The organism is Vibrio tritonius (assembly GCF_001547935.1).
Lineage (GTDB): Bacteria > Pseudomonadota > Gammaproteobacteria > Enterobacterales > Vibrionaceae > Vibrio > Vibrio tritonius.
Map to the genome: position 1 here is coordinate 3381025 of NZ_AP014635.1, position 18361 is coordinate 3399385.

Genomic DNA, 18361 nt, shown 5'->3' on the forward strand with positions numbered 1-18361 from the left:
GCCAATCATTATATTTAAATTAATTAAATTATTTATTCAGATATTTTAATAATTCTTCAGCTGATATGCCTTGTTGTGCTAGTTCTTTTGCCAGAACATCAACTTGTTCGTTTTTACGTGAATCAATTACTTGTTGAAATTGATAAACCAGATCACGTAGGACGCTAATAGGTACTTGTTTTGCCGCACTGCGAATACGTTCACTACTTTGGTTGCCCAATTCACTAAGTAGTTTGCCAAACATAACCTTTTCTGGAGACTCATCAAGTTGTTCTAAAATTCGAGCCATTTCATAGGTTGTAAGAGACATTGATTATGATTCCAAAGTATTAATTAAAAGTAATGTTAGAGCCGTTAGGATTAACGTCTCTAACTAATTCAAGAAATAAAAATGAGGAGAGGTAATTTACCTAACCTAGCTTTAAGGCTCAAGCACCCATTGATGCCATTTTCGACCCACATCAGAGAATAGTACTAATAACGCAGGAACGACAAGCCACATTTGTATTGCAATTAACCAATAAGGTGTCATTTCTAGACTCTGTACTAGCGCAACCACCAGCCCAGAACCACTCATCTGAAATAAACCCAATAACGCGGCAGCGGTACCTGCTTTATCGCCAAAAGGAGCGAGTGCTTTACCAGCAGCAGCACCGAGAATCCAAGCAAACCCAAGTGATGAAATAAAAATGGGCAACATAAAACGCCAAGCAGTTTGCTCTGTGGACAAAACAACCATGACAGTTCCCGCAATGCCGAGCAGAAAAATACCCGCAATAATTGAGCGATGAGTTCCTAATTTATCCATAACCTTTGGTGCAGTTAAACACGCGATAATATTAATCGCAGCATTTACACCAAACCAAAAGGTAAATTGATCCATAGACAGCCCGAGACGCTGCATTAGAACCAATGGAGCAGAAGTGACGTACGCCAAAATAACTCCCATCGACAACATACACAAGCCCGCATGAAATAAAAATGACGGATTTTTTACAACATCCCAATAACGACTCACTTGAAAAGTGGGAGTTTGGGATTGATTTGGATTGGTTTCCTTCATACTAAACCAAAGTAAAGTACCGCAAACCACAGCGAATACCACCATAAATGAGAAGTTTGCCCGCCACGAGTAATGCTGGGTTAACCAACTCCCTAGAATAGGCGCTAAGGCCGGGATAAAGCAGATAGCTCCATTAAGATAACTGATCATTTTGCCACTTTTCTCTGGACCAAAGAGGTCGCGTACACACGCAAAAGCAGCCACTGATGTCGCACAGGCTCCTAAGCCTTGCATTAATCGTCCCATCAACATCCACTCAATGCTCTCTGCTTGCCAACAAAGAAATGCACTCACTGCGTAAATGGTGATACCCACTAATGCGACGGTTCTACGTCCATACTTATCAGCTAATGGACCAGCAAATAGTTGTCCTAGCCCCATAGCAAACAAAAAACCCGTAATCGTGAGTTTAGCTAGCTCATGTTCCACGTGAAACGTGGTAGCAATCATTGGTAAAGCTGGCAAATAGATATCAATCGCTAAAGGACTAAATAGAACTAACAGCGTCAAAAGCACCATTTGGAAGCGTGATGGAGAAGCAGAAACCATCAATAAAACTCCTTGTTGAACCAGAATAAAAAGAAATGCTGGCGCATCATAGAGCAATGGTGTTATGAATAACAATGATATGTAATCATTGTTATTATTCCAGTTTGGAAAATCATATGAAGGTAGAAAAACTCGCCCGTCTCGACCTAAATTTGTTGGTCTGCCTTAAGGTTCTTACAGAAGAACTTAACGTGACTCGGGCAGCCAATCGGCTTTTTCTCAGTCAATCAGCTGTCAGTAAGTCACTCGCAAAGTTACGAGAGCAGTTTGATGACCCTTTGTTTATTCGCACTTCTCATGGGCTAAAAGCAACACCAAAAACACTATTCCTTAAGCCAAAACTTGATGCACTCATTCATCAGTTGGACCTTATATCTCAGCCGATAGAGTTCAGCCCAACCCATAGTGAATACCATTTCCAAATTGCTGCAGTTGAGAGCATCTATCCTCTATTGCTTCCCCATTTTTTGCCAACACTGTTTCAATTGGGTCCTCAATTAAATATCAGCACGCATGCTTGGAATAATGACACGCTTAAAAAATTGCAATTAGGTGAGTTAGACTTAGGTATTGTCGGTCGTGATGTCGACATTAGTGATTCACGTATTACTATGCCATTACCCTTAGACATCGCGAGTGAAGAAATATACCGCGATCACCAAATGTGCTTGATAAGACAGGACCATCCGGCACTAAAACAAGACTGGAACTTAGAAAGCTATCTAGATTTACGTCACGTTCAAGTACGTTACGATGGTAACGATCGCTGGTTACTTGATTACCGGCTCGCCGACATTGGGCGCGAACGCGACATTGCCATAACCGTTCCCGATCATAATAGTGCAGCAACGCTATGTACTTACACAGATTTTGTTTTTACTGCGCCAAGTCACTTTGCTCATGAAATGGTAAAACAGAAAAACTTGGTCGCACTTCCCCTGCCACTAGCATTTCCCCCAATGGCCTATACCCTACTTTGGAGTCAAGAACGTAATAGCGATCAAGCATTAACTTGGTTACGGAAACTGATTAAGTCTAAAACCGCACATTTACAGTAGTCGTCAGGTTGCTGATTGCGCCCTAAAGGCAAAAAGAGTAGCTTAGACTTTCACGTCCAAAATCACATAAGATCATAGTCAAATAAAAGGACTGTTGTTAAAGGATATTACAGATGCAACCATTTACATCTCAACGTGTCGAAGCTCTGCGCAGCTGGATAGCACAACATCAACTTGATGCCATAATTATTCCTCATGAAGATGAATATCTAGGTGAATATGTTCCTGAGCATAACGAACGTTTGCATTGGTTAACCGGCTTTACTGGTTCTGCTGGTGCCGCAGTAGTGAGTCAGGATAAAGCAGCTATTTTCGTTGATGGTCGCTACACCGTACAAGTACGTAAACAAGTGCCTGCAGAAATCTTCGAGTATCGCCATCTTGTCGAACAACCTTATCTAGACTGGCTAATCGAACAACTACCAGCCGGCAGTAAAGTTGGCTTTGACCCAAGAATGCACCGAGCTAACTGGCTAACAGCCACCCAAGCTAAACTGGCTGGTGACATTGAACTCGTTGCAGTTGATACTAACCCAGTCGATGAACTTTGGCATGATCGACCTGCAGCGGTTGTCTCTCCTATGCGCTTAATGGGCAATGAACTAGTTGGTGAAAGCAGCTTAGCTAAACGCCAAAAAATCGCGAAAATCCTTCAAACCAAGAAAGCCGATAGCGTTATCTTGACTGAATTAGACTCTATTTGCTGGTTACTGAACATTCGCGGTCTCGATGTTTCTCGCCTACCAGTGCTACTTTCACACGCTATTTTGCACAACACTGGTGACGTGGATTTCTTCCTCGATCCTGCTCGTTTAGCAGAAGGCTTTTTTGCTCACGCAGGCGAAGGAGTTCGCGTACATCACCCAGACGAATTAGCGCAACAACTTAACGCACTAGCAGGTAAACGCGTTATCGTTGACCCAACCACCAGTAATGCATGGTTTACTCTTAACTTACAAAATGTAGGTGCAGAGTTAATTGCAGACTCCGACCCATGCCTGACACCTAAAGCAGCAAAAAATGCCACGGAAGTTTCGGGCATGAAAGCATGTCATGTGCGTGATGGAGCAGCAATGGTGAATTTCCTTGCTTGGTTAGATGCTCAAGTAGCAGCGGGAACCGAACTTAACGAAGCGCTAGTCTCCGATCGCCTACAAGCATTTCGCGAGGAAGACCCAACCCTAGCAGATTTAAGCTTTGATACTATTTCGGCAGCTGTAAGTAATGCTGCGATGTGTCACTACAATCACATGAATCAACCGGAACCTGGTAAGTTAGAGCTTAATTCACTCTACCTCGTCGATTCCGGTGGCCAATACATTGATGGTACAACCGACATTACTCGTACAGTTGCTATTGGTGAAGTTAGCCAAGAAATGAAACAGCAATACACCTTAGTTCTTAAAGGTCATATTGCGCTGGCTAAAGCACGTTTTCCGAAAGGAACCTGTGGCCACCATTTAGATATTCTTGCTCGCCAACACCTTTGGGCTAATGGGTATGATTATGATCATGGAACTGGCCACGGTGTAGGTCATTTCTTAAGTGTTCATGAAGGACCACAACGTATTGGTAAAGCGGTAAATAACTTCCCGCTTCAACCTGGTATGGTGCTATCCAACGAACCTGGCTATTACCGTGCCGATGGCTTTGGTATTCGCATCGAAAACCTAGAGCTTGTCGTTGATGTTGAAACTCAGGGTGATTTTGATGTTCTCGGCTTTGAGGCATTAACTCGTTGCCCAATCGATAAACGAGCTATCGATACTAACTTATTAACTAAACCAGAACTTGCATGGTTGAACCACTATCACCAACAAGTTTGGGATGATGTGAGTCCCCTTGTAAGTCAAGAAACACAAGCTTGGTTACGTGAAGCTACAGCCCCTCTCCATCACATTTAATCAACAAAATACATAAAACCCAAGCCCCTCATAACTTAGAGTTCTGAGGGGTTTTTTATTCTCTTTTGTAATAAAAATCACACAGATAAGAACTCAAAGTAAAATAAAAACAAAACCAATCCCATCTATATGTTTTAAAACACCTTTATCACAAAACAAGCACCAGAAAGAAACATTTCACCCCAAAATATATTTGAGATCTAAACATTATAGGTATAAGGTTATATTTAATTAATCGTTCAATAAAAATTAACAAAAGGTGTGAATATGCCAAAGGTAGGGATGCCAGACATACGTAAACCTCAACTTGTTAAGGCGACAATGACTGTCATCGAGCGTGTAGGCCTGCATGCGGCAAGCATTGCTCTTATCAGTGAAGAAGCTGGTGTGTCGTCTGGTATTATCAACCACTACTTCGGTGGCAAGCACGGCCTGCTTGAAGAAACGATGCGCTCGATCTTGCGAGAGCACGGAGCCACGGTCAGCAAAGCTTTAGCTGATTTGCCTAAAACAGCACATAAACAGCGCATATTGGCGATTGTTAAAGCAAATTTTGATAACTACCAAACCCAAGGATGTGTCATAAAAACGTGGCTGGCGTTCTGGTCCCACTCAATGCATGACAAACAACTAATGCGTTTACAACGAGTAAACGAAATGCGTTTGTTATCCCACCTATTAATTGAACTCAAAGCAATATTTTGCGAATCACACGCACAAAACGTAGCTCATGCTATTGCTGCATTGATTGATGGAATGTGGCTTCGTGCGGCATTAAGCCCTGAGGGGTTATCACACAATCACATCGAATCCATTATTGAAAACTACGTCGAAACACAACTTCTCGCTCAACAAACTCAGTATTAAGCAAAAGGCTTTTTATGGAAATTGCATCTCTTTATATTCATGGTCAGGCTTGCAAAGCCTCATCTGGTGAAACGTTTACCACTTACAATCCTGCAACTGGCAAGGTTTTAGCTGTTTTAGGGCAAGCAAGCGAACAAGATGTTCAAAACGCTATCAATTCAGCTCATCAAGGCTTCAAAGTTTGGTCTGCAATGACAGCAACTGAACGCAGTCGAATTTTGTTGAAAGCAGTAGCGCTCCTGCGAGAGCGAAACGATGAGTTGGCAGCTCTTGAGGTTCAAGATACAGGTAAGCCATTACAAGAAGCCATCTGTGTCGATATTGCAACTGGCGCGGATGTGATTGAATATTTTGCAGGGCTAGCACCCGCTCAAGAAGGCAGCCAGCAACCTCTCTCAGACAGCCAATTTTATTACACCCGCAAAGAACCGTTGGGTATTTGTGCTGGTATTGGTGCCTGGAACTATCCTATTCAAATCGCCATGTGGAAATCTGCGCCTGCACTTGCGGCAGGCAATGCCATGATCTTTAAGCCTTCAGAAGAAACACCTCTTACGGCACTAAAGCTGGCAGAAATCTTCACTGAAGCCGGCGTACCTGATGGTGTGTTCAATGTCGTTCAGGGTGATGGTCGTGTTGGTCAAATGCTAACGGCTCACCCTGATATTGCCAAAGTATCGTTTACTGGCGAGGTGGGCACAGGTAAGAAAGTGATGAGCGCAAGCGCACAAACACTTAAATCCGTTACGATGGAACTGGGTGGCAAATCTCCCCTACTGATCTTTGACGATGCTGACGTGACTCAAGCCGTTTCTGCAGCGATGATGGCCAACTTCTATACTCAAGGTGAAGTATGTACTAACGGAACCCGCGTCTTTGTACACGAGAAGATCTATGACCAATTTGTTGATCAACTTAAAACTCGCACAGAGAAACTGATCATTGGCGATCCGATGAATATGGATACTCAAGTCGGCGCTCTCATCTCAACATCGCACATGAACAAAGTACTTGAGTTCATTGAAAACGGAAAGAACAGTGGTGCCACTCTTCTTACTGGCGGATACCAAGTAACTACTGATGGCTTGGACAAGGGCAACTTTGTCGCACCTACTATCTTTACCGACTGCAATGATCAAATGGATTTTGTGAAATATGAAATCTTTGGTCCGGTCATGGCTGTCCTGAAATTTTCAGATGAAGATGAAGCTATCTCTCGCGCCAACAACACTGAGTATGGTTTAGCAGCCGGTGTCTTTACCCAGAACCTACCACGCGCTCATCGAGTTATCCACCAGCTGCAAGCCGGCATTTGTTGGATTAATACGTGGGGAGACTCCCCAGCTCAAATGCCCGTTGGTGGATACAAACTTTCTGGTATTGGACGTGAAAATGGAGTGGAGACACTCAATCACTACACCCAAACCAAAAGTGTTCTTATTGAACTGAATGAGTTTGTTGGACCGTACGCTTAAGGAGGCAGAATGAAGCAGCATTACGATTACATTGTTATTGGTGCCGGCTCAGCTGGCTGTGTGTTGGCAGATCGCTTAACAGAATCAGGCGAACACTCCGTATTACTGTTAGAGGCCGGAGGCAGTGATAAAAGCATTTTTATCCAAATGCCTACCGCTCTTTCTTACCCTATGAATACGCCTAAATATGCTTGGCAGTTTGAATCCCTTGCCGAAGAAGGCTTGGACGGACGTCGCCTTCACTGCCCACGCGGTAAAGTCCTTGGCGGTAGCTCTTCGATCAATGGCATGGTTTATGTTCGTGGACATGCCTGTGACTTTGATGAATGGCAAGAACATGGCGCCAAAGGGTGGGATTACGCACATTGTCTTCCTTACTTTAAAAAGGCGGAAAGCTGGATTGGTGGAGAAGATGAATACCGTGGCGGTAACGGACCATTAGCAACTTGTAATGGTAATGATATGAAGCTTAACCCTTTGTATCAGGCATTTATCGATGCCGGTCAAGAAGCGGGATACCCAGAAACAAAAGATTATAATGGTTATTGTCAAGAAGGCTTTGGGCCAATGCATATGACGGTTGATAACGGTGTTCGTGCCTCAACCTCAAACGCTTATCTACGCCGAGCAATGAAACGTCCAAACCTCACCTTAGTGTCAAAAGTACTCACGCGAAAAATCATCCTTAATGGCAAAAAGGCCATTGGTGTGGAGTTTGAGAAAAACGGCACGGTTCACCACGCTTTTTCTAATCAAGAAGTGATATCAAGCGCAGGTTCTGTTGGCTCCGTACAACTTCTCCAATTGTCAGGCATTGGTCCTAAAGATGTACTGGAAAAAGCGGGCGTAGAGGTTCACCACGAACTACCCGGTGTGGGTGAAAACCTACAAGATCACCTTGAAGTTTATTTCCAATATCGTTGTGAGCAGCCCATTACTTTGAACAGTAAATTGGGACTTATCAGCAAAGGATTGATCGGAACCGAATGGTTACTTACACGCAAGGGGCTAGGTGCAACAAATCACTTTGAGTCTTGTGCCTTTATTCGTTCTCGTGCCGGTCTAAAATGGCCAAACATACAGTACCATTTTTTACCAGCCGCCATGCGATATGATGGTCGAACTGCATTTGATGGTCATGGATTTCAAGTACACGTTGGACCAAACAAACCACTGAGCCGCGGCAAAATTTGGATTGAGTCATCCGATCCAAAAGCCAAGCCGGCTATCAAATTTAACTACTTACAAAATGAGCAAGATATTCAAGATTGGCGTGATTGCATTCGTCTAACTCGAGAAATCCTTGCTCAACCAGCCCTAGATTCTTATCGCGGAGATGAAATTCAACCAGGTATGGCGATTTCTTCTGACGCAGATATAGACCAATGGGTTAAAGAAAATGTTGAGAGTGCTTATCACCCTTCCTGCTCATGCAAAATGGGAGCAGATGATGACCCAATGGCCGTGCTTGACGAATCCTGTCGAGTACGAGGTATAGAAGGTCTTCGAGTTGTCGACTCTTCTATCTTCCCTACTATTCCCAACGGTAACCTCAATGCACCAACAATTATGGTCGCAGAACGAGCAGCAGATTTCATTTTGGGTCATGAGATGCTGCCGAAAAGCGAGGCTGCTGTTTGGATCGATCCTCACTGGCAAAATCAACAACGTTTAGAAAAACCTCAGCGTGCTCTTGCTGATAGTTCGCCAGTAATCACTTCAAAAGATAAGGAAATTCAACATGCGTAAAGTCGTTACCTTCACCGCCGCGACGTTATTATCAATAAACGCTTATGCAAGTAGCTGTGACTCCGTCAGCTTCGCCGATGTAGGTTGGACAGACATCACCTCAACCACAGCAGTGACATCCGAAATTCTGAAAGGTTTAGGTTACAAAACCCAAACAGAGCTTTTGTCTGTACCCGTGACGTACTCTTCTATGGCAAGTGGTGATATTGATGTATTTCTTGGAAACTGGATGCCTACTATGGAGGGTGATATTGCAAAATATCGCGACTCCGGAAAAGTAGATGTCTTACAAGCCAACCTTGTTGGAGCAAAATATACATTAGCTGTCCCTAAGTACGTTTATGATGCTGGTGTTCACTCTTTTGCTGACCTACAAAAATACGCTGATAAGTTCCATAACCGCATTTACGGCATTGAACCGGGTAATGATGGTAATCGCCTCATTCAATCCATGATTGATAACAATGCTTTCAACCTTAAAGATTTTAGTCTCGTAGAATCAAGTGAAGCCGGTATGGTTTCTCAAGTTTCACGCGCTGTTCGCCGTCATCAATGGATCGCATTCCTCGGCTGGGCACCTCATCCAATGAACAGCAAATTTGACATGAAATATCTCAGCGGTGGCGATGATTATTTTGGCCCTAACTACGGTGGAGCTAAGGTATTCACCAATGTGCGCCATGGTTACATTAAGCAATGCCCTAACGTGGGTAAGCTCATAACAAACCTAAAATTCGACTTAGATATGGAAAACCATTTAATGGGAAATATCTTAAACGATAAGCAGAAACCTGCGGTTGCTGCTCGTAAGTGGCTTCAAGCGAACGAGCAATATCTGGATGCTTGGCTGAAAGGTGTCAAAACCATCGATGGAAAACCTGGACAGGCTGCTGTAAAAGCCTATCTCGAGAAAGACAACGCCTAATACCAGTTAATTCAAACAGTGGAGCAATCAATTGCTCCACTGAAAGAAAAAGGATCTATTGTGAATATTTTTACCGATTACAAAATCCCTCTTGGTAGTTGGATGGAAACCCTTGTCGATTGGTTAACAATCCACGCGTCAGGCTTATTCGACGCTATATCTATCTCCTTAGAAACGGCCATTATGTTCTTAGTGGACATCTTTAAGGTGATGCCTCCTGCATTACCCATTGTGCTTACAGCGGCCTTAGCTTGGTGGCTACATCGCAAGGTTTCTCTCGTTATTTTTGTCGTAGCCGCCCTATTGCTTATTTTGAACTTGGGTTATTGGCAAGAGATGTTAGAAACGTTCGTTATGGTCTTTTCAGCAACTGTTATCTGTATTTTGGTCGGCGTTCCACTAGGCATCATGGCGGCACACCGCCCTTGGTTATATACAGTAATGCGGCCAATTCTAGACTTAATGCAAACAGTCCCGACCTTTGTATATCTAATCCCAACACTTGTTTTGTTTGGATTAGGTGTAGTTCCGGGGCTTATCTCAACCATTATTTTCGCTATCGCAGCACCAATTCGTTTGACCTACCTTGGTGTAAACCGTGTTCCAGAGGAGCTCGTTGAAGCAGGTAAAGCATTCGGCGCGAGCAAAATGAAATTGCTCTTCAAAGTCGAGCTTCCCGCAGCAATGCCTAGCATTATGACAGGGGTAAGCCAATGCATCATGTTGTCACTATCTATGGTTGTCGTTGCCGCTTTGGTTGGTGCAGATGGTTTAGGAAAACCAGTAGTACGCGCCCTTAACACGGTAAATATCTCTCAAGGTTTTGAAGCAGGTTTAGCCATTGTTCTCGTGGCCATCATTCTTGACCGTTTATGTAAAGCGCCAAACAACAAAGAGGTACAGTAATGAACGCTATTAGTATTGAAAACTTGGACGTGATCTTTGGTACCCATTGCGAGTCAGCGTTAGAACTTCTTGATCAAGGTAAAAGTCGCCAAGAGATTATTGATGAAACTGGATTAGTTGTCGGTGTTGATAATGTCTCTTTAGACGTTAAGCAAGGTGAGATTTGTGTCCTGATGGGACTGTCCGGTTCAGGTAAGTCAAGCTTGCTGCGAGCAATTAATGGACTCAACCACATTAGTCGCGGTTCTTTAAAAGTTCAAGATGGCGATGACGTTGTTGATCTGGCCGAATGTAACGAGACTACCCTCCGTCACTTACGAACTGAACGTATTTCAATGGTGTTCCAAAAATTTGCTTTGATGCCTTGGTTATCAGTATTAGACAACGTAGCTTTCGGCTTGGAAATGCAAGGAGTACCTAAAAAGGAACGTCGTCGTAGAGCTCAAGAAAAATTGGATATGGTTGGTCTTGGTGAATGGGGTGAGCAATTTCCCCACGAGCTATCAGGTGGTATGCAGCAACGAGTAGGCTTAGCTCGAGCCTTCGCAATGGACAGCGATATCCTGCTGATGGATGAACCGTTTTCTGCACTTGACCCTTTGATTCGTACTCAACTACAAGATGAGTTATTGGATCTCCAGAAGAAGCTCAATAAAACAATAGTGTTTGTTAGTCATGACCTAGATGAGGCATTAAAGATCGGATCTCGCATCGCGATAATGGAATCAGGAAAATTGATTCAATACAGTAAACCAGAGCGGATTGTTCTTAATCCTAAAACTCAATACGTGAGAGATTTCGTTGCTCATACAAATCCACTCAACGTGCTGCGCGGTCGTTCATTACTCAACTCAGCAAATGAAATAGTACAACAAAATGATCGTTGGCAAATTTCTGAAGATGATAATCTTTGGTTAGAAAAACATGGTCAAAGTTGGAAGCTTTCCGAAGCGAGTCACTACGAAATTATTGAATGGGATTCAAATCGTACACACGAAGACTTAAGCATCCATTCAATTGTTCTTGCATCTTCAGAGATAGAAATGCGCGAAGCTATAGAAATACGTTATCACACTAACAATCCGATCGTGTTAATAGAGTCGGGTCAGCCAATTGGTGTTTTGAACGACCATGATTTCTATCATGCACTATTAGGTAAATACAACGAACCACAAGAGTTAATAGAAGAAGCCAAGCAAGAAGAGCAAGCGGCTTGAACTGAAAATAAAAGCTAGAGATAACGACGAGTATCCATAGCTTGTTTCGGCATTTAAAATTTATTGATTCCGTATAAATCGAGAAACATAACGCGGGGTGTGCGAAAAGTTCACCCCGCTTTTATGTCTAACAGATAGCAACTACATTACGTTGAACTTTATCGAAGTTCTGCATTCCACTTAAAGCAACTTTATAAGAGTAGATAGTTATCCCTATCTGAACAGCTACTAATAATGATGCACAGCAGCATGTATTCGAACTGTTTTTTCGTGTAAGCAATCGCGTCTCTTGTCTATAGCCGCACATTTCATGTTTCACGTGAAACATCATTTAGGGAAAATGCATCAGACCAATCATGCCATACAGCTTCTATCTCATGATCTTTCAACATAGAATGAACATCTACAGTTGAGCGTTCATCACTTATTTCAAATTGAACTAGCTCAGTATTCGGATGTACATAACCTCCGGGTTGGGTGCTAGATTCAGCAGATAATGCCGTAATTCCTAACTGAATTAACTGATTTCGCAAACTAGACGGCTCCCTTGTTGAAAGCGATAACTCGACTTCAGGAAAGCATAGTCGATAAGCACAAATAAGCTGGATTAGCTGATTATCGCTAATCATACTTTGGGGCTCGACGCCACCCGAGCAGGGACGCAAACGCGGGAAAGAGACAGAAAATCTTGTCCGCCAATACTGCTTCTGTAAATACATCAGATGGTGAGCAGTGAAGGCAGAATCCCCTCGCCACTCATTTAATCCTAGCAACGAACCGATACCTATTTTATCGAGTCCAGCTCGACCTAATCTATCTGGAGTTTCAAGACGATAAATGAAATCCTTCTTTTTACCTCTTAAATGATGTTGACTGTAAATTACTGGATGATAAGTTTCTTGATAGACCAATACTGAATTAACACCTAGTGACTTAAGCTCGACATATTCGATTTCATCAAGCGGCTGCACTTCCATAGCAACGTATGAGAAATAACGTTTAACTAAAGGAATCACCCGTCGAAAATAGTTCATCCCAACTTTCGTCTCTTGCTCACCAGTAACTAGCAAGATACTGTCATACCCTTTCTTTTTGATGGCTTTTAGTTCTAACTCAACTTCTTGTTCATTCAGAGTCTTTCGCTTAATCCGATTACTCATTGAAAATCCGCAATAGGTACAATCGTTCGAACAAAGGTTCGATAGATAAAGCGGAATGTACATTCCCATAGTTCGACCAAAACGTTGTTGCGTTAGCTCAGCCGAGCGGGTTTTCATGAACGGGACAAAAGCTTCAGCCATAGGAGATATCAGTGTCATAAAATCGTCGAGATCTAAACGCATGCCTAACACGCTCTTTTCTAAAACGCGCTGGACATCAAGCGTCGTTTTTCCATAAAGTTGAAGAAGAGTATCGTCCCAATCTAGCTGTTCAAATTGCTCAATATAATTAGGCATCATGGTCTCGCTCCTATCCCGTTTGGCAGTTCGCTTAAGAAACTGCAAAGAGGACTAGTTGATGAGCCATACAGGCCAACATTTCCTAAACCACTTTCAAAACCTAACCTACCCGCTCTAACCGCTAATCGAAACGCTTCTGCCATTTCGATAGGATTACGAGCAGATGCAATCGCGGTATTGACCAAAACCGCATCGGCTCCCATCTCTAATACATAGCTAGCATCGGAAGGCCTTCCTATTCCAGCATCGACAACAACAGGAACAGTGGCTTGTTCTATGATGATGCGTAGAAACTCTTTCGCCACAATACCTTGATTACTTCCGATTGGAGAAGCTAATGGCATCACGGCAGAACACCCCACTTCTTCAAGTCGCTTACACAACACTGGATCGCAATGACAATAAGGCAGAACAATGAATCCTTGCCTAACTAGCTCCTCAGCAGCCAATAATGTTTCGACACCATCCGGCATCAAATAGCGACTATCAGGATGGACCTCTAACTTCACCCAATTGGTTCCAAACAATTCACGAGCCAATTGAGCCGCAAAAACAGCTTCTTTAGCATTCCTTGCTCCTGAAGTATTCGGTAGCAGTTTTACGCCAGACTTCACTAGTGAGGAATAGAGCGTCGATTTATCTCTTTTATTGCGCTTATCTTCAACTCGTTTAAGCGCTACAGTCACCAATTCGGAACCACTCGCTTTCAAAGATGCCAACATAATATCGTTACTAGAAAACTTACCGGTTCCAGAAAACAGTCTTGAACTGAAGGTCGTATCTGCGATTTTGAACATGATGATTAACCTCCCGCTACCGCATGAAAAGTAACAAGGTTATCCTGCTCTTTTAATTCAATTTCACCCCATTGAGATTTGGGAACGACAGACTGATTAAGCGCAACAGCAGTACCAAGTTGGTCGATTTTCAAATGCCGAAGTAAATCACGTATCGATGTATTGGGTATGGTTTCTAACGACTGCCCATTTACGAAAATTTGAATCATAACGCCTCCCTACACTATTTCTTTATTTGCAAGACAGCTGGCTTTACCATCACTGACTTCATCATCAAACAACGATACTGAACCAACATCGCCATTGGCTAAGTTTCCACACACACAACATTTAGGATCACGATTAATCTGAAACGAGGACCACTCTCCGGAAAGCCCGTTAAAGCAGTAAAGAGTCGAGCTTAGAAATCCGAAATGTTCGTTAGCCAAATAATTAAGGCAAGCTAGAGATTGGTAGCAACTAATAATGCCAACGAGTGGCCCGACAATACCTAATGATGAACAACGGTCAGCAATTACTTTAGTATCATCGGGATATAAACAGTGATAGCACGAACTATCCGCCTGATAGTCCCACGCACAAAATTGACCATCCCAACCGGCAGTAGCGCCAGAGATAAGGGGAATTTCACTACGATTACAGCATCGGTTTACTTGGTGGCGAGTAGCTATATTGTCACTACAATCAAGAACAACATCTGTAAGTGTTACTTCTAACATCAGTTGTTCATCGGTCATTCGCCTTCTTACAACCCTGACCTGACAATCACTATTACGCTGGCGAATTGCTTCTTTTAGCGCATCAACTTTACTCACACCTAAATCATCGAAGCAGTAAGTGACCTGTCTAGGGAGATTACTAAGTTCAACTTCATCATCATCAACGAGAACCAAATGACCTACCCCAGAAGCAGCCAAATAAAGAGCTGCTGCATTACCTAACCCACCACAACCGATAATAAGCACTGTACGCTCTAACAGTTTGGCTTGAATATCCTCACTCCAGCCATCAAGACAAATCTGCTTTTGATAGCGTAAGAACTGCTGATCAGTTAGAGTTGACATCTGTCACCTCCCGTAGCTTTAACATCTCAAACTCTCGAACAACAGATGAAAGATTGGGCAACGTTGAACTTACCGCTCGTACAACCGCAACACTATTAACACCTGTGCGGTAAACTTCTCTAGCATTATCAAGTTGAATACCACCAATCGCGACAGTGGGGATCAGCTTACTACCTAGTGATTGATATAGTCCCTCAATAAACTTCTGGTAGAGCGCTAACTTATATAATCCTTGGGGACGAGAAGGCATGTTTTTAGTTGTGGTAGAGAAGACATGACCCAAAGCGATGTAGCTAGGATAGCTTCGATAAACCCTTAGTATTTCAAAGTAGCCATGGGTAGATATACCCAGTCGGATATTGGCCTGCTGTAATAATGATATGTTTTCTTGAGAAATATCATCCTGACCGAGATGGACTCCATAGGCTTGACACTTCAACGCTAGCTGCCAGTGATCATTGATATAAACAGCGGCCTGATAGGTTTTACCAAGTTGAACTGCTTCTTCTATCGCCTTTTCAAGCGAACGCTTTTCTACATTTTTGATCCTTAATTGAATTGTTTTTACACCTAACTGTAGTAACTGTTCCAGCCATAAGTTGTTATCAACAACGGGGTATAAGCTAATTTCAGATAAGGTAGAAGGGAATGGTTTGGGACTGTCGAGTTGCTCTTTACAGTGAGGAACATTAGATTCATCAAATACCCAGTCGACAGGGCAAGCAAAATCTTGTCGTTTTACAGGCCAAGATGTTTCACGTGAAACATGTCCAAGTGAACGAGCCAAAAGCAAACTGTCTTCGATTGTAAACTCGAGTGCGAGCAAGACAACAAACCAACTAAAGTGGGTGGCTATATCAATTGGTAACCGTTCAAACTGAATGCCCTTTCTGGATGATATTAAATAATCCGTACCATTGGGAGCGCTTGTTAACAGCAGCTCCTTTTTATTATATGCGGGTGGATTGTGCAGATTAGACTTTTGCAGCAAGAAATCGTGAACGTAATGCAGAGAGATAAACGGCTCACTTTCTTGAGATTCTTGAGATTCTTGAGATTCTTGAGATTCTTGAGATAAAAAGGAGTGATTCGATGAGTTAGTACCAATACTTACATCGATATAAAGAACACTCGAGTCGTCAAATCGTAGGGAAATGGTAGGCTCATCGACCATTTCAAATTTCATGACGAATTCATTAGAACAAACATTATTTCGTTTTGCACAGCAAAGGTGATGCTCAACCTTTGTAATGAATTCGGCAACCGAGGAGATAGGATATGGCCAATGTTTCGGGATATGAATCTTAATCATTCTTCATCCTCCCTACAGGCAGGTTCTAAATACAACTCAGAACCTGCATCGACAAAACGCTGAGCCATTCGGTTCATTCCCTCACTAGCATTGAGAATGTCTATAGTTTTAGAATGAGTCTCTACAGAGGTTTGTTTTGGTAGTCCCGCTGCGTATTCACGTACTTCTTGAGAGATCTTCATTGAGCAAAACTTAGGACCGCACATAGAACAAAAATGAGCAATCTTCCCTGACTCTTGTGGAAGAGTCTCATCATGGAGCGATCTTGCAGTATCGGGATCAAGTGACAGGTTAAATTGGTCTTCCCAACGGAATTCAAAACGAGCCTTTGATAATGCGTTATCTCGTAGTTGTGCTCCAGGGTGCCCCTTAGCTAAATCAGCAGCATGTGCAGCAAGTTTGTAAGTAATTAGTCCAGTCTTCACATCTTCTTTATTTGGTAATCCGAGATGTTCTTTAGGTGTGACATAACACAGCATCGCACAACCAAACCATCCAATCATGGCAGCACCAATCCCAGAGGTAATATGGTCATAACCGGGAGCAATGTCGGTGGTAAGTGGGCCTAAGGTGTAAAATGGGGCTTCATGACAATGTTCGAGTTGTTCTTCCATATTCTTCTTGATCATGTGCATTGGCACATGTCCCGGGCCTTCTATCATGACCTGAACATCATGTTCCCAGGCTATTTTGGTAAGTTCTCCCAATGTATGAAGCTCAGCAAACTGCGCCTCATCATTGGCATCAGCAATACATCCTGGTCGTAATCCATCTCCCAAAGATAGTGCAACATCATATTGAGCACATATCTCGCAAATATCCTTGAAATGGGTATACAAGAAGTTCTCTTGGTGATGAGCAAGACACCATTTAGCGATTATAGAACCTCCCCGAGAAACAATACCGGTGATACGTTTTGCCGTCATAGGGACATAGCGAAGCAACAAACCACAATGGATAGTGAAGTAATCAACCCCCTGCTCCGCTTGTTCAATCAAAGTATCGCGCATTACATCCCACGATAGGTTTTCAGCAACCCCATTTACCTTTTCTAACGCTTGATACATTGGTACCGTACCAATGGGAACTGGGCTATTACGTAAAATCCATTCTCGAGTCTCATGAATATTGCGACCAGTAGACAGATCCATGACCGTGTCCGCCCCCCATCTCGTCGCCCAAACTAACTTCTCAACCTCTTCTTCAATCGATGAAGAAACCGAAGAATTACCAATATTGGCATTCACCTTCACAAGGAAATTTCGACCAATAATCATTGGTTCCGATTCAGGGTGGTTAATATTAGATGGAATGATGGCACGTCCTTTCGCAACTTCACTACGAACAAATTCCCCAGAGATCAACTCTGGAATTTGAGCACCAAAACGTTCTCCAGAATGCTGCCTTTCTAATTCTTGATTGGATACCTCTAAGCGATGCTGGTTTTCTCGAATAGCAATGAATTCCATTTCTGGGGTAACTATCCCCTGACGAGCGTAGTGTAGTTGTGTAACTATCTTGCCTTGCTTGGCTTTGCGGATTTTTGGTAAGTGAGGGAATCGAATATCCTCTAGAGTATTATCTTTTAGTCTTCCTGCGGTATAAGACGAAGCTGTTGTTGCTAATTCGACGGTATCTTGCCGTTCATTAATCCACTTGGCACGTATCGTTGCCAAACCAGCAAAAATATCGATGTGAGCATTAATGTCGGTATATGGACCAGAGGTATCGTAAACATACAGTGGTTCATTAGCACTAAACTTGGGGTTTTCTTTAGTACCGCCGACAAGAGAATCTGAAAGAACGATTTTACGAAATGGAACCTGCACATCCGAGCGAGAACCAGAAATGTAGGCTTTAGATGAGTTGGGCAATGGGGATGTTGTTAAGGATTCAATAAACGACTTGGCGCTTAATCTAGCGTTTTTTCTATTCGACATAGCATTTTCCTTGGATAGTAATTTAGGGATAAATGCTTGGCGGGTGTGTACAACAAGAGTGATTAACGGATGCTA

16 protein-coding genes are annotated in these 18361 nt (G+C 42.9%); 8 read left to right on the plus strand and 8 right to left on the minus strand.

What is annotated here, in order from left to right:
* Nucleotides 1-28: 28 nt before the first annotated feature.
* Nucleotides 29-310 carry an H-NS-like global regulator TsrA gene (gene tsrA, locus JCM16456_RS15080; RefSeq protein ID WP_068715752.1) on the minus strand — a complete coding sequence of 94 codons (282 nt, stop codon included), beginning with the start codon at nucleotides 308-310 and terminating at the stop codon, nucleotides 29-31.
* 111 nt (nucleotides 311-421) lie between these two features.
* On the minus strand, nucleotides 422-1693 hold the full coding sequence (locus tag JCM16456_RS15085; RefSeq protein ID WP_455570267.1) for a multidrug effflux MFS transporter: 1272 nt from the start codon (nucleotides 1691-1693) through the stop codon (nucleotides 422-424).
* A 35-nt stretch (nucleotides 1694-1728) separates the two neighbouring features.
* On the opposite strand from JCM16456_RS15085, the gene JCM16456_RS15090 reads away from it, so the two are divergent.
* From JCM16456_RS15090 to choV, 8 genes are all read left to right on the plus strand, one after another.
* Nucleotides 1729-2670 carry a LysR substrate-binding domain-containing protein gene (locus JCM16456_RS15090; protein ID WP_068715756.1) on the plus strand — a complete coding sequence of 314 codons (942 nt, stop codon included), beginning with the start codon at nucleotides 1729-1731 and terminating at the stop codon, nucleotides 2668-2670.
* Nucleotides 2671-2783: 113 nt separating this feature from the next.
* Nucleotides 2784-4574, plus strand: coding sequence for an aminopeptidase P family protein (locus tag JCM16456_RS15095; protein ID WP_068715758.1), 1791 nt, complete (start codon nucleotides 2784-2786; stop codon nucleotides 4572-4574).
* 267 nt (nucleotides 4575-4841) lie between these two features.
* The gene (gene betI / locus JCM16456_RS15100) at nucleotides 4842-5441 is read left to right on the plus strand and encodes a transcriptional regulator BetI (RefSeq protein ID WP_068715760.1); all 600 of its coding nucleotides are present in this window, start codon (nucleotides 4842-4844) and stop codon (nucleotides 5439-5441) included.
* Nucleotides 5442-5455: 14 nt separating this feature from the next.
* Nucleotides 5456-6916 (plus strand): betaine-aldehyde dehydrogenase, encoded by a 1461-nt coding sequence (gene betB / locus JCM16456_RS15105; protein WP_068715762.1) that lies wholly within the window; start codon nucleotides 5456-5458, stop codon nucleotides 6914-6916.
* 9 nt (nucleotides 6917-6925) lie between these two features.
* The gene (gene betA / locus JCM16456_RS15110; protein WP_068715764.1) at nucleotides 6926-8665 is read left to right on the plus strand and encodes a choline dehydrogenase; all 1740 of its coding nucleotides are present in this window, start codon (nucleotides 6926-6928) and stop codon (nucleotides 8663-8665) included.
* Nucleotides 8658-9590, plus strand: a complete 933-nt coding sequence (locus JCM16456_RS15115) for a choline ABC transporter substrate-binding protein (protein ID WP_068715766.1) — start codon at nucleotides 8658-8660, stop codon at nucleotides 9588-9590. The genes betA and JCM16456_RS15115 overlap by 8 nt, the downstream gene beginning before the upstream one ends.
* A gap of 60 nt (nucleotides 9591-9650) precedes the next feature.
* A complete protein-coding gene (gene choW, locus JCM16456_RS15120) occupies nucleotides 9651-10496 on the plus strand; it encodes a choline ABC transporter permease subunit (protein WP_068716107.1) in 846 nt (281 codons plus the stop codon).
* On the plus strand, nucleotides 10496-11713 hold the full coding sequence (gene choV, locus JCM16456_RS15125) for a choline ABC transporter ATP-binding protein (RefSeq protein ID WP_068715769.1): 1218 nt from the start codon (nucleotides 10496-10498) through the stop codon (nucleotides 11711-11713). The genes choW and choV overlap by 1 nt, the downstream gene beginning before the upstream one ends.
* Nucleotides 11714-12021: 308 nt before the next feature.
* On the opposite strand, the gene thiH is transcribed toward choV, so the two are convergent.
* From thiH to thiC, 6 genes are read right to left on the minus strand one after another with little or no spacing between them, the layout of a single operon-like run.
* Entirely contained in the window at nucleotides 12022-13170 is a 1149-nt protein-coding gene (gene thiH, locus JCM16456_RS15130) for a 2-iminoacetate synthase ThiH (protein ID WP_068716109.1), read from the minus strand.
* On the minus strand, nucleotides 13170-13970 hold the full coding sequence (locus JCM16456_RS15135) for a thiazole synthase (protein WP_068715771.1): 801 nt from the start codon (nucleotides 13968-13970) through the stop codon (nucleotides 13170-13172). Before JCM16456_RS15135 ends, thiH begins: the two co-directional genes overlap by 1 nt.
* A gap of 5 nt (nucleotides 13971-13975) precedes the next feature.
* Nucleotides 13976-14179: a sulfur carrier protein ThiS gene (thiS, locus tag JCM16456_RS15140; RefSeq protein ID WP_068715772.1), complete on the minus strand. Its 204-nt coding sequence runs from the start codon at nucleotides 14177-14179 to the stop codon at nucleotides 13976-13978.
* A gap of 9 nt (nucleotides 14180-14188) precedes the next feature.
* Nucleotides 14189-15034 carry a HesA/MoeB/ThiF family protein gene (locus JCM16456_RS15145; protein ID WP_082712310.1) on the minus strand — a complete coding sequence of 282 codons (846 nt, stop codon included), beginning with the start codon at nucleotides 15032-15034 and terminating at the stop codon, nucleotides 14189-14191.
* A complete protein-coding gene (locus tag JCM16456_RS15150; RefSeq protein WP_068715774.1) occupies nucleotides 15018-16346 on the minus strand; it encodes a thiamine phosphate synthase in 1329 nt (442 codons plus the stop codon). Before JCM16456_RS15150 ends, JCM16456_RS15145 begins: the two co-directional genes overlap by 17 nt.
* On the minus strand, nucleotides 16343-18286 hold the full coding sequence (thiC, locus tag JCM16456_RS15155) for a phosphomethylpyrimidine synthase ThiC (RefSeq protein WP_068715776.1): 1944 nt from the start codon (nucleotides 18284-18286) through the stop codon (nucleotides 16343-16345). The genes JCM16456_RS15150 and thiC overlap by 4 nt, the downstream gene beginning before the upstream one ends.
* Between the last annotated feature and the right edge of the window lie 75 nt (nucleotides 18287-18361).